General features: G+C 66.1%; 9 protein-coding genes. 7 read left to right on the plus strand and 2 right to left on the minus strand.

The window, feature by feature from the left end; translation table 11 throughout:
• Position 1 precedes the first annotated feature (1 nt).
• Together API01S_RS14055 and dcd are read left to right on the plus strand one after the other, a co-directional pair.
• The gene (locus tag API01S_RS14055) at positions 2-3,955 is read left to right on the plus strand and encodes a translocation/assembly module TamB domain-containing protein (RefSeq protein ID WP_082306069.1); all 3,954 of its coding nucleotides are present in this window, start codon (positions 2-4) and stop codon (positions 3,953-3,955) included.
• Positions 3,956-3,998: 43 nt separating this feature from the next.
• Positions 3,999-4,562, plus strand: a complete 564-nt coding sequence (gene dcd, locus API01S_RS14060; RefSeq protein WP_006221748.1) for a dCTP deaminase — start codon at positions 3,999-4,001, stop codon at positions 4,560-4,562.
• A 19-nt stretch (positions 4,563-4,581) separates the two neighbouring features.
• Here the strand turns inward: dcd and API01S_RS14065 are convergent, their stop codons facing one another.
• Complete coding sequence (locus tag API01S_RS14065) at positions 4,582-5,433, minus strand: GNAT family N-acetyltransferase (protein ID WP_061304896.1); 852 nt, start codon at positions 5,431-5,433, stop codon at positions 4,582-4,584.
• A gap of 162 nt (positions 5,434-5,595) precedes the next feature.
• Here API01S_RS14065 and API01S_RS14070 point away from each other — a divergent pair, with 162 nt between their 5' ends.
• Positions 5,596-6,837, plus strand: coding sequence for a GGDEF domain-containing protein (locus tag API01S_RS14070; protein ID WP_061305573.1), 1,242 nt, complete (start codon positions 5,596-5,598; stop codon positions 6,835-6,837).
• A gap of 156 nt (positions 6,838-6,993) precedes the next feature.
• Here API01S_RS14070 and API01S_RS14075 read toward each other — a convergent pair whose 3' ends face one another.
• Positions 6,994-7,512 (minus strand): GNAT family N-acetyltransferase, encoded by a 519-nt coding sequence (locus tag API01S_RS14075; protein WP_050729566.1) that lies wholly within the window; start codon positions 7,510-7,512, stop codon positions 6,994-6,996.
• Between the two features lie 113 nt (positions 7,513-7,625).
• Between API01S_RS14075 and API01S_RS14080 the strand changes: the two genes are divergently transcribed.
• The 4 genes from API01S_RS14080 (at position 7,626) to API01S_RS14095 (ending at position 12,623) form a co-directional block, all read left to right on the plus strand.
• Positions 7,626-8,078 carry a hypothetical protein gene (locus API01S_RS14080; RefSeq protein ID WP_050729565.1) on the plus strand — a complete coding sequence of 151 codons (453 nt, stop codon included), beginning with the start codon at positions 7,626-7,628 and terminating at the stop codon, positions 8,076-8,078.
• A 240-nt stretch (positions 8,079-8,318) separates the two neighbouring features.
• Positions 8,319-10,580, plus strand: coding sequence for an arginine/lysine/ornithine decarboxylase (locus API01S_RS14085; protein ID WP_006221743.1), 2,262 nt, complete (start codon positions 8,319-8,321; stop codon positions 10,578-10,580).
• A 24-nt stretch (positions 10,581-10,604) separates the two neighbouring features.
• Positions 10,605-11,807, plus strand: coding sequence for a BaiN/RdsA family NAD(P)/FAD-dependent oxidoreductase (locus API01S_RS14090; protein WP_006221742.1), 1,203 nt, complete (start codon positions 10,605-10,607; stop codon positions 11,805-11,807).
• Positions 11,808-12,008: 201 nt separating this feature from the next.
• Positions 12,009-12,623, plus strand: a complete 615-nt coding sequence (locus API01S_RS14095) for a superoxide dismutase (protein WP_061304898.1) — start codon at positions 12,009-12,011, stop codon at positions 12,621-12,623.
• Positions 12,624-12,651: the final 28 nt, after the last annotated feature.

Below are 12,651 nucleotides of genomic sequence, written 5' to 3' on the forward strand. Positions count from 1 at the left end.
CATGTTGCGCAAATTCCTGCGCCATGTGCTGGTGTGGTGGCTGCCGGGTTTGGCGATGCTGCTGTTGCTGGCCGCCGGCTTTCTGTTCTGGCTGCTGGCGTCGCAAAATGGCACGCGTCTGCTGCTGACTACGGCTGCCCAGCAGCTGGACGGCCAGGCGCTGAATGTGCGCGGATCGGTGCTGCGCGGCATGTCAGTCGGCCAACTGGATCTGAACGTGGCAGGCACCCGCGTCCAGGTCAGCGATCTGCATCTGAATGTGCATTGGCGCGAGCTGGGCAACCGCCTGCTGCACGTGCGGGACGTATCTGCGAGCTCGGTGCGCGTGGCGCTGGCGCCTGCCGCCGACGACGCGCCCGCGACTCCTGACAGCAACGAGCCCTTCACGCTGCCGTCCTTGCCCGTCGATATCGCCGTGGACCGCCTGGCGCTGGGCGAGTTTCATCTGGAGCAGGACGGCCAGCCGCTGCCGGTCACGCTGGGCGACCTTAGCGCGACCTTCGCGGCGGGCAAGCAGCAGGCGCAGTTGCGCATCGCGTCGTTGCGAATCGGCCATCAGATGGGCGAGGCGCAAGTGTCCGGCGAGGCCCAGGTGCAAGACTTGGCCGATCCCTGGCCCTTCGCCGCGCGCCTGGACGTGACCGCGCGCGGATCCGGCCCCGACTCGCCCTTGTGCCAGGCCGACAAGTTCAGCGGCGTGTTCGCTGCCGCGCCTGGCAAGCAGGACGAGGCCAAATCGTCGGCGCGGCCGGCTGCCGGAGCCGATGCCCGCCAGCCGACGTCGCAAGGCAAATCCGCACCCAAGGCCGACGCCAAAGGCGCGCCGGCTTCCGGCAGCAAGTCCGACGCCAAGAGCGCGGCGGCTTCCGGCGCCAAGGCCGACGCCAAGAGCGCGGCGGCTTCCGGCACCAAGTCCGACGCCAAAACCGCGCCGGCACTCAGCACCAAAGTCGACATCAACGCCGCCGCTGCGGCCGAGATCAGCGGCCCACCCGCGCCCGCCTGTCAGGTGGTGTTGCGCGCCGATGCGGCGGGTTCGATGGACGGCATCCAGGCCAAGCTGGATGGCGAGGGCTCCGGCCTGCTGCTCGATGTGGTGGCCGATCTGGCCCCTCGGACCGCGCTGATCCTGCGCAGCGCCCGCGCCAATGCCCAATTGCCCGACAAATCGTCGCTGACTGCCCAGTTCGATCTGCAACCGGCTCCCGACCAACCTGCCGGACGCGACCGCATAAGCGGCACGATCAGCGCGCAGCGTCTGGATCTGGCTCCCTGGCTGGGCAAGGCCATTCCCCCGGCGATCTTGACGGTGCGCGGCGACGTCCAGGCCGACATCGAAAATCTCAGCCAATTGCGCCACGCTGCGGTCGACCTGCGTTTTGAAGAAGGCACCCGCTGGAACAAGCAGCCGCTGACCGGAAGCGTCAAGGCGCAGGTGGATATCGCCGCTACGGCTGCCAGCGCTGCCACCGGCTCCAACGCTACCAACAACGCTGCCAGCCCCAGCGGCGCCGGCGCGACCCCTGCGGCCACGCCCGCTCCCCCCGCTGGCAACCCGCCTGCCGCGACTCCGTCCGCATCCCCAATGTCGCCGGAGGCCGACCCGCTTTCCGGCCTGCGCATCCACGGCCTCGCGGTGGACTTGAAACTGGGCCGCAACCGCATCCAGGCATCCGGAGAGCTGGACGCCGACGACGGCGCGCTGACCCTGGACGCGCAAGCGCCGCAGTTGGACGCCTTCTGGCCGGGCATTCCCGGTGGCGCCGAACTCAAGGGCAAGCTGGCCGGCAAGGTGGCCGCCCATCGCGGCGAACTGAATGCCAGCTATACGCCCGCCAAGCCCCGCGCCGGCGTACTGGGCGAAGCGCCGGCCAAGGCCAGCATTGTCTTTGCCGGTGGCTGGGGCAAAGGCCCTTCCGGCCAACCCGATGCGGCACTGGTGGGTTGGCGCGGCAGCTTCTCGCGGTTGACGGCCGATAGCGCCGGGTTCGCCGTGGCGGCCGAGCGGCCGGTCACCCTGGCCTTCCTGCCCGACGCCGTGCACCCGCAGTGGCAATGGCAGGTCGGCCAGACCGTACTGAGCATCACGCTGCCCGGCAAGGAACGCCTGACCGTGGCGCATCAAGGCTCGCGCGGCGGCGGCAAGCGCTGGGAAACCGCTGGCCAGGCCGATAACCTCGTCATCACGGCCGCCATGGCCCGCCAGGTGATCGGGGCTGTGGACCCCGAGGCAGCCGCCAAGCTCGCCAAAGGCCCCTCGCGCGTGAACGCCATGGTGCCCGATGGCCAGCGCCGTATTGCGCTGGACGTGCTGTGGGACCTGAAGTTCGACGGCCGGCTGGCGGGCAAGGCGCGCATCGCCCGTCGCGAGGGCGACCTGTTGATTCCGGGCGATCCGCCGATTCCGCTGGGGCTCAAAGCGCTGGTGCTGGACCTGACCGCCACGCCCACGTCCGCCAACGCCAGCCGCCTGGACGCCAAGATCGATCTGGCCACCAACAAGATGGGCAGCATCAGCGGCACCGGCACGGCCGTGCTGCGGGTGGATGCCCAGGGCGGCATGGCGCTGGACGAACGCCAGGCGCTGCGCGCCAAGCTGGACGCCGATATTGCCGACCTGGCCTGGGTCGGCCTGTTCGTGGGCGACTCGATGGAAGTGGGCGGCGCGGTCAAGGCCAATATCGAGGTGCAAGGCACGCTGGCCGGCAAATGGTCGGCCACGGGCAACATCCGGGGCGACAAGCTGCGCGTCGTGCGCATCGACGACGGCGTGCGCCTGATCGACGGCACGCTGTCCGCGCGCATGGACGGGCAGCGCCTGGTGCTGGACAGCCTGCGCTTTCCGGCCTCGCTGCGCGTCATGCCGGCCGAATGGCGCACCAAGGAATGGATCACGACCAGTCCCGACGCCAAGGGCGGATACGCCGAGGCCCGCGGGCAGTGGAACATCATGGACGGGGGCGGCGACATCAAGTTGACCCTGTACCGCTTCCCGGCGCTGCAACGCTCGGACCGCTACGCCATGGTCTCGGGCACGATCACCCTGACCGCCGCCATGCCGCGCATCGATATCGTCGGCGACCTGAAAGCGGACGCCGGCTGGTTCAGCCTGGAAATTCTGCAGGGCGTGCCCTCGCTGGATGAGGACGTGAAAGTCATCCACGCCGGCCAGGACCGCGCCACGGTGTCGACGCCGCTGCAAACCAGCATGAACCTGAAGTTCGACATGGGGCCGCGCTTCTACATCACCGGCATGGGGCTGGACGCGGGGCTGCTCGGTTCCATCCAGATCCTGCTGAACGATGGCCGGCTGACCGGCGTGGGCGCGCTGCGCACGCGCGGCGGCGGCATCGAGGCCTACGGCCAGAAGCTGCGCCTCAGCCGCGGCACGCTGACCTTCCAGGGCCGGCTGGACAACCCGCTGCTGGATATCGAGGCGCTGCGCACGGGCGAACAGGTCGAGGCCGGCGTCAAGGTGGTCGGCACCGCGCAACGTCCGCGCATCGACCTGGTTTCCTATCCCGATGTCAGTGACGTGGAAAAGCTGTCGTGGCTGCTGCTGGGCCGGGGGCCGGACGAAAGCGGCAGCGACGCCGCCTTGCTGGTATCGGTGGGCACGGCGCTGCTCGGGGGCGGGCAACCGTTCTACAAGCAGTTCGGGCTGGACGACGTCAGCGTGCGCACGGGCAATATCGGCAGCTCGGGCAGCATCCTGCCGGACCGCACCGTGGCCGGCGACGTAAATCGGGACAGTGACAGCCAGTTGGCGACGCAATTCCTGGTCGCCAGCAAGTCGTTCGCCAATGGCATCACCCTGAGCGTCGAGCAGGCGCTGGCGGGTAGCGATACCGTGGGCCGGGCCAGTTACCGGCTGGCGCGCGGGCTGTCGGTCGACCTGAAGGGCGGGTCGGTCAACGGCATCGCGCTGGTGTACCGGACGTTCTGGGGGAACTGAGTAAAATAAGCGCCACTTCATCCCCTTTAGCACCATTCCCACCATGAGCATCAAAAGCGACCGCTGGATCCGCCGTCAGGCCGACGCCGGCATGATCGAACCCTTCGAACCGGGTCAGGTGCGCACGGCCAATGGCGGGCGCATCGTCAGTTACGGCACCAGCAGCTACGGTTACGACGTGCGCTGCGCCGACGAATTCAAGATCTTCACCAACATCAATTCCACCATCGTCGATCCCAAGAATTTCGACGAAGGCTCGTTCGTGGACTTCAAGGGCGACGTCTGCATCATCCCGCCGAACTCGTTTGCCCTGGCCCGCACGGTGGAATACTTCCGTATTCCGCGCAGCGTCCTGACCATCTGCCTGGGCAAGAGCACCTACGCGCGCTGCGGCATCATCGTCAACGTGACGCCGCTGGAACCCGAATGGGAAGGCCACGTCACGCTGGAATTCTCGAACACCACGCCGCTGCCCGCCAAGATCTATGCCGGCGAAGGCTGCGCGCAGATGCTGTTCCTGGAAAGCGATGAAGTGTGCGAAACCTCGTACGCGGATCGTGGCGGCAAGTACCAGGGCCAGCGCGGCGTCACGCTGCCGCGCACCTGATGGGTTTGCGCTGCCCGGTTCAGCGCGTGGTCGCTGGCGCCGGGCGCAGGTAGTCGATATCCCACTCGGCCTCGGCCGTCTGCACGAAGCCGTGGCGGCGATAGAAGCGGTTGGAATCGCTGCCACGCAGCGCACCCACGCTGACCGGCAGCCCTCGGCTGTCGGCATCCCTCAAGATGGTTTGCAGGACTCGGCCTCCCAGGCCCTGGCCCTGCGCGGCGGGCGCCACGTACAGGTGGTCCAGCCGCAAGCCCGGGCCGTCTGGCCGCAGGGTATAGAACCCCACCCGTTGTCCGCCGCGTTCGATCCACCAGGTACAGTCCGGGTGGAAATTGGCCGCAAGCCGGGCGCGGGAGCGTTCGGGATCGTAGCGGCCCACCCGTTCAAGGCTCTCGCGCATCGCCTGCGCGCGGATATCGGCCAGCGCGTCGAAATCCGATGCGGCCGCTGGCGTATAGCGCTCGTCGTCGTTCGCGATTTCGTCATAGCCCCGGCCCAGGAATTGCAGGATGCAGATGCCATGGCCGTAGGGGTCGGCCAGATGCGCGATCCGGCCCCAGGCGTGGGTGGCGATGGCGTCTTCCAGTCGGGCGCCCGCTGCGACGGCCTGCTCGACGGCGCGGTCCACGTCCGCCACCACCACGTCCAGATGCATGGGGGTCCAGTGGCGAGCGTAGTCGCGCCGCTGCGCCGTGGCGCTGGTCGCGGGCGAGCCGGCGGCCTTTTCCAGCAGGTAGATGGGGGCATTGGCGCCCTGCATTTCCGCCACTTTCGGCCCCAGCCGCCGCTGTAGCGTCAGGCCGAAAGCGCGCTGATAGAAGTCGATGGCGTGTTCAAGGTCGGGAACATCGATGTTGACGAGCAGTTGCATGGCGGCGTTCCTTCGGCGCGGGATCAAAACATATCACGCGTGCCGCAGGCCGGGCCATTGTGCGGTGGCGGCGCTAAAGAACCCACGCCCGTGACCGTAAAAAGAATATATGTGTTTGCCGATTTGGCGACGTCATCTCTGCAAGCGAGCAAGGCCCCGACCGTGCGTTACCCCCACATTCCCTGGCTGCCCCTGTTGTTCTACCCCGCGCTGCCAGTGGTGGCCGCAGTGGGCCTGATGCTGTGGCAGGAATGGCCGCCCGCGCTGACGCTGATCGTGCCGTTCGTGCCCTGGGTGATGGCGCTGATCGGCGCGGCGATCTGCCTGATGTACCAACGATCGCAAACGATGGCGCTGATGTTGTGCGTGCTGGCCGCCACGGCGCTGTGGCCGACGCTTGCGCGCGAGGCGCCCTGGGCCTTGGGCCCGGCGCTGGCCTGGTGGGCCATCGCCTACACCATCAACGCGCTGTGGGCCGAACGGTCCAGCATGCTGCTGGATCTGGCGCTGCGCATCGGCCTGATGGCGCTCGGCGTGGCGGGTATTGCGCTGATCGGCAAAGACGGTCTGGTCGAGGTGTTTGGCACGCTTGCCTTGCAGGGCAAGCTTGCGCGGTTGGGCGTGCCGGTCGAGGCGCTGGTGGCGCTTCTGGCCACCGGCCTGACGCTGACCCTGTTGCTGCTGCGCTATGGGCGTCCGCAGCAGGCCGGGCAGTGGCTGGGTTTTGTCTGCATGGCGTGGGCGCTGCCGCGCGGCGCGCAGCATCCGATTGAACTTGCCCTGATGTCGGCTGCCGCGCTGACGGCGCTGTCCATCTCGCTGGCGCACGAAGGCTTTCACATGGCGTTTCGTGACGAGCTGACCGGCTTGCCGGGCCGGCGCGCCTTGAATGAACGCTTGCAGCGCATGGGCCGCGTGTACACGCTGGCGATGGCCGACGTCGATCACTTCAAGGCGTTCAACGATACGCATGGACACGACGTGGGCGATCAGGTGCTGCGCATGGTGGCCTCGCAGTTGCGGCGCGTGCCGGGCGGTGGTCAGGCGTATCGCTACGGCGGTGAAGAATTCACGCTGGTGTTCCCAGGCAAGACGGCGGCGGAAAGCCTGCCGCATCTGGAAACCGTCCGGCGCGCTATCGAGGCTTACCAGATGCGCCTGCGCGACAAACCCGCGCGGCCCAAGGCGGACCAGCTTGGCCAGCGCCGCCGTGGGGTGCGCGGGGGACGTAATTCGCGTCCGCTGCGGGTGACGGTAAGCATCGGGCTGGCTGAACGCGGCGACGCACTGCGCGCGCCCGACGCGGTGATCAAGGCAGCCGACCAGGCGCTGTACAAAGCGAAGGACGGCGGCCGCAACCAGGTGTGCGCCTATGGCGCCCGTCGGCGCGGCGCGCCGGCTTGATCGAACCTGGCGCGGCGCGGTAGCGGAGCAGGGGGGCGAGATCGCGCGGGAGATATCTGCGCGGTGGCAGCCACGCAGTCACGCAACCGTGAACGCGCCAACACTGCTCTTAGCCGCGCGTCCGTCAGCCCCATATCAAATCCGCTATCTGCCGGCTTACTTTTCCTCGATTGGCAGCGCCATCAGCGTTTCGTCGTAAAGCTGACCGTTGACGCACAGCGCCTCGCGTTCGCGCCCGTATTCCTCGAAGCCCAGGCTGGCATACAGCGTGGCGGCCGATGTGTTGTTGGCCGTGACGCTCAACTGCACCTGGCGGATGCCGCGCATGGTGCGCGCATGCGCGATGGCCGCCTGCATCAGCAGCCGCGCCAGCCCCCGGCCGCGCTGCGCCGGCGCCACGTAGACGCTCCAGATGTGCGCCTTGTGCCGCATCTTCAGCTTGCGCTGGCGGCCCACGCCGATGATGCCGACAAGCGCCTCTTCCACGAACACACCGAACATCGCGCCGTCATCGGTGGGGGTGATCCACTTTTCGATGTCCTCGCGTGTCAGCGTGTGTTCCTCTTCGTAACTCGATCCGAACGATTCGGGCGTTTCGACCAGCGCGTCCAGGCGCAGACGTCGCAGGGACGGGGCATCGGGGGCGGTCAGACGTCTGACTAGCGGTAAATTCATGAGCGGCGAGTGTTGGGAATAGGAAACGTTGACGGGGTTTCGGGGCAGTATAGGCAACGCGCTTGCCTATAATCGACCTGTTGCCGCTTGCGGTTTTCACAAAGGAGCCAACGATGTTCGGTTTCCTCAAGATAAACCAGGACGCCAATTTCGATGAAGTGCAGGACGCTTTTGTCGAACGAGTGGCGGACGCCGCGCAAGACTTTGTCCAAGCCGCCGAATCCACCGGCGCCGTACTGGACTACTCCCTGTCCAGCCTTCATGCGCTGGATACCGCGCTCGAAGCCGCCCATCTGGGCACTTTGCCGCTTACCCCCATGCAAACCGTTGGCGCTGCTGCCTACCTCTACGAGGTCGGACGCCGGGCACACGGCGGCTTGTACGAGGTCTGCGACGACGACGACCCGGTCGTGCTCGTCTGCGGCGAACCCGGGGCCGAAGTCTGCTTTGGCGCCATCGCCAAGGTCGAACGCCGGATCCGGGACGGGGCCACCGAATCCATCCCCGCCTACTTCGAGCAGTTCACCTCGGCCCTGCAAGCCGGTGAGGCCTGCACCATCCGCTAGGTTTGCTCCGCCCGGCCGTTGCTGTCGCTGTGTTGAAAGCCCCGCTTTTGGCGCGATGACAACGGCCGTTCGGGCCATCTGGGGATTTCCCGTAGGACTGAAAGAAAAACGGCCCTACAATTCCGCCATTCCCGCCTGTCGGCGGGGGCTCGCGCCGTCTGTCATCAGGCGGATTTTTACTAGCAGTACACTCGCGCCGCGTTACGCGTCCGAACCCGCCATGCCCCCAGGAGCGCCTGCATGAAATTTCGCTTCCCCATATTCATCATCGACGAGGACTACCGTTCCGAGAACGCGTCCGGTTTGGGTATTCGTGCCTTATCTGAAGCGATCGAGGCCGAGGGCGTCGAGGTGATCGGGGTGACCAGCTATGGCGACCTGAGTTCGTTTGCGCAACAGCAAAGCCGCGCCAGCGCCTTCATCCTGTCGATCGACGATGAAGAGTTCGACGTGGATTCGCCCGAAGACGTGGCCAGCGCGATCAAGAACCTGCGCATGTTCATCGGCGAACTGCGGTTCCGCAACGCCGACATCCCCATTTATCTGTATGGCGAGACGCGCACGTCGGAACACATTCCGAACGACATCCTGCGCGAGCTGCACGGCTTCATCCACATGTTCGAGGACACCCCCGAATTCGTGGCGCGCCACATCATCCGCGAAGCGCGCAGCTACGTGGATTCGCTGCCGCCGCCGTTCTTCCGCGAGCTGGTCAAGTACGCGCAGGACGGATCGTATTCCTGGCACTGCCCGGGCCACTCGGGCGGGGTCGCGTTCCTCAAGAGCCCCGTGGGCCGCATGTTCCACCAGTTCTTCGGTGAAAACATGCTGCGCGCCGACGTCTGCAACGCCGTGGACGAACTGGGCCAGCTGCTGGACCACACCGGCCCGGTCGCCGAATCGGAACTGAACGCCGCGCGCATCTTCCATGCCGACCACTGCTTCTTCGTGACCAACGGCACGTCCACGTCCAACAAGGTCGTGTGGCACGCCAACGTGGCCGCCGGCGACGTGGTGGTCGTGGACCGCAACTGCCACAAGTCGATCCTGCACGCCATCACGATGACGGGCGCGATTCCGGTGTTCCTGCGCCCCACGCGCAACCACCTGGGCATCATCGGCCCGATTCCGCTGGAAGAATTCCACCCGGACAACATCCGCAAGAAGATCGAAGCCAACCCCTTCGCGCGCGAAGCGGTGAACAAGAATCCGCGCATCCTGACGCTGACGCAAAGTACGTACGACGGCGTCATCTACAACGTGGAAATGATCAAGGAACAACTGGGCAGCTACGTCGATACGCTGCACTTTGACGAAGCCTGGCTGCCCCACGCCTCGTTCCACGAGTTCTACAAAGACATGCACGCGATCGGCCTGGACCGTCCGCGCAGCCAGGACGCGATGGTCTTCGCCACGCACTCCACGCACAAGCTCTTGGCCGGCATCTCGCAGGCCTCGCAGATCATCGTGCAGGAATCCGAGACCCGCAAGCTGGACCGCAACGTCTTCAACGAGGCGTACCTGATGCACACGTCGACCTCGCCGCAGTACGCGATCATTGCGTCCTGCGACGTGGCGGCCGCCATGATGGAGCCGCCGGGCGGCACCGCGCTGGTCGAGGAAAGCATCCGCGAAGCGCTGGACTTCCGCCGCGCCATGCGCAAGGTGGAATCCGAATTCGGCAAGAACGACTGGTGGTTCAAGGTCTGGGGCCCGAACCGCCTGGTGTCCGAAGGCATCGGCAACCGCGACGAATGGATCCTGGAAGCCAACGACCATTGGCACGGCTTCGGCGAAATGGCCGAAGGCTTCAACATGCTGGACCCGATCAAGGCCACCGTCATCACGCCGGGGCTGGACATGTCGGGCAGCTTTGGCGAAACGGGCATCCCGGCCGCGCTGGTCTCCAAGTACCTGACCGAGCACGGCGTGGTGGTCGAAAAGACCGGCCTGTATTCGTTCTTCATCCTGTTCACCATCGGCATCACCAAGGGCCGCTGGAACACGCTGCTGACCGCGTTGCAGCAGTTCAAGGACGACTACGACCGCAACCAGCCGCTGTGGCGCATCCTGCCCGACTTCTGCCGGGTGCATCGCCGCTACGAGCGCATGGGCCTGCGCGATCTGTGCCAGGAAATCCACGAAGCCTATCGCGCGCGTGACGTCGCGCGCCTGACCACCGAGATGTACCTGAGCGACATGGTGCCGGCCCTCAAGCCGTCGGACGCCTTTGCCCGCATGGCGCACCGCGAAGTCGAGCGTGTCGACATCGACAAGCTGGAAGGCCGCGTCACGGGCGTGCTGTTGACGCCGTATCCCCCGGGCATTCCGCTGTTGATTCCGGGCGAGCGCTTCAACCGCACCATCGTGCAATACCTGCAATTCGCGCGTGAATTCAACGAGCGCTTCCCCGGCTTCGAAACCTACATCCACGGCCTGGCCGATGAAGTGGGTCCGGATGGCGAAAAGCGCTATTACGTTGATTGCCTGATTGAAGAATAAAGGCCCGGCGGGCCTGGAGTCCTGATGTTTGATGTAGCCGTACTCGGCGCCGGCGCCGCTGGCATGATGTGTGCAGCGGTGGCCGGTCAGCGCGGCTTGCGCGTGGTGCTGGTCGATCACGCCGACCGCCTGGCGGAGAAGATCCGCATCTCGGGCGGGGGCCGCTGCAACTTCACCAACATCGGGGCCGGGCCCGCCAACTTCCTGTCCGACAATCCGCACTTCTGCCGCTCGGCGCTGTCGGCCTACACGCCGCAGGATTTCCTGGCGCTGATGAAGCGCCACCATATCGCCTGGCACGAAAAGCACCGTGGCCAGCTGTTCTGCAACGACTCCAGCGAATCCATCATCGACATGCTGCGCGCCGAGTGCGACGCCGGCAATGTGCAATGGCGCATGGGATGCTCGGTGGCAGAAATCGGCCATGGCGAGGAAGGCTTCGAACTGCGTACGAGCCAGGGCGCGATACGCGCGGCCAAGCTGGTCGTGGCCACGGGCGGCATGGCGATCCCGCAATTGGGCGCCACCGACTTCGGCTTGAAAATCGCGCGCCAATTCGGCCTGAAGGTGGTCGAGCCCCGGCCCGCGCTGGTACCGCTGACTTTCGACCCCGTGCAATGGCAACCGCTGTCGGAACTGTCTGGCGTGGCGCTGGAAGTGGCGCTGCACACGGGGCAGGGCAAGACGCGCGGTGAATTCCTGGAAGACCTGCTGTTCACCCACCGGGGCCTATCCGGCCCGGCGATCCTTCAGATCTCCAGTTACTGGAAGCCGGGCGAGCCCATCGTGATCGATCTGGCGCCCGGGCGCGACCTGGCCGAAGAACTGCTGGCGTCGAAGTCCGGCAACCGGCAGCAGCTGCATACCGTGCTGGCCGGGCTCTGGCCCAAGCGCCTGGCCGACAGGTGGCTGCATCTGGCGGAGCAGGGCGGCAAGCCCGGCCTGGCCGCGATGCGACTGGCCGACGCGCCGGACAAGACGCTGCGCGCGCTGGCGGCCGATATCCATCAATGGACGCTCGTGCCCAGTGGCACTGCGGGCTACAAGAAAGCCGAAGTGATGCGCGGCGGCGTGGACACGCGCGGGCTGGACCAGAAATCCATGCAGGCCAAGACCACCGCCGGCCTGTACTTCATCGGCGAAGCAGTGGACGTGACCGGCTGGTTGGGCGGCTACAACTTCCAATGGGCCTGGGCTTCGGGCGTGGCCTGCGGCAAAGCGCTGTAGATCCGAGTCTGCGTAGGCGGCGGCGGGCTGTCGGCTCGCCGTGGCGAGGCCGCGTCGCGGGCTGAAGCGCTGATATGCGCCTTGCTTATCGGCAGCACCAAAAGCCCCCATTGTTTTATCAAATAAAAATACATATCATTTATGTTTTCGATATCGATCTGCGCCTTGCGTGAACAAGGGGCGGGTCTCAAGGAGACATGCATGCCTTACACCCTGCCGACGCTGCCCTACGCCTATGACGCGCTGGAGCCTCACATCGACGCGATGACGATGGAGATCCACTACAGCAAACATCATCAAACCTACGTCACCAGCCTGAACGCGGCGCTCGATGGGGCGGGAATCAACACCGACGAACCCGTCGAAACCCTGGTCGCTCGGCTGGATCAATTGCCCGAAGCCATACGCGGCGCGGTGCGCAACCATGGTGGCGGCCACGCCAACCACAGCCTGTTCTGGTCCGTGATGTCGCCCGAAGGGGGCGGCGAGCCCGATGGCGCGCTGGCAGCCGCCATCGAATCTGATCTGGGCGGCCTCGCCGCTTTCCGCGACGCGTTCACCAAAGCCGCGCTGACGCGCTTTGGCAGCGGCTGGGCCTGGCTGTCGGTGACGCCGGCCGGCAAGCTGGTCATCGAGAGCAGCGCCAACCAGGACAGCCCCCTGATGCACGGCAACACGCCGATCCTGGGCCTGGACGTGTGGGAACACGCCTACTACCTCAAGTATCAGAACCGCCGCCCTGAATACATCGGCGCCTTCTACAATGTCGTCCATTGGCCCGAGGTGGCTCGCCGCTATGCGGCCGCGAAGGGTTAAGCCCGCTTTGTGATGGAGGCATCCGCCC

The organism is Achromobacter piechaudii NBRC 102461 (assembly GCF_001571245.1).
Lineage (GTDB): Bacteria > Pseudomonadota > Gammaproteobacteria > Burkholderiales > Burkholderiaceae_B > Achromobacter > Achromobacter piechaudii.

Coding starts and splice junctions, on each gene's coding strand:
- API01S_RS14080 (WP_050729565.1), top strand. CDS start 7,626: ATGTTCGGTTTCCTCAAGATAAACCAGGACGCCAATTTCGATGAAGTG.
- API01S_RS14065 (WP_061304896.1), bottom strand. CDS start 5,433: ATGCAACTGCTCGTCAACATCGATGTTCCCGACCTTGAACACGCCATC.
- dcd (WP_006221748.1), top strand. CDS start 3,999: ATGAGCATCAAAAGCGACCGCTGGATCCGCCGTCAGGCCGACGCCGGC.
- API01S_RS14075 (WP_050729566.1), bottom strand. CDS start 7,512: ATGAATTTACCGCTAGTCAGACGTCTGACCGCCCCCGATGCCCCGTCC.
- API01S_RS14095 (WP_061304898.1), top strand. CDS start 12,009: ATGCCTTACACCCTGCCGACGCTGCCCTACGCCTATGACGCGCTGGAG.
- API01S_RS14055 (WP_082306069.1), top strand. CDS start 2: ATGTTGCGCAAATTCCTGCGCCATGTGCTGGTGTGGTGGCTGCCGGGT.
- API01S_RS14090 (WP_006221742.1), top strand. CDS start 10,605: ATGTTTGATGTAGCCGTACTCGGCGCCGGCGCCGCTGGCATGATGTGT.
- API01S_RS14085 (WP_006221743.1), top strand. CDS start 8,319: ATGAAATTTCGCTTCCCCATATTCATCATCGACGAGGACTACCGTTCC.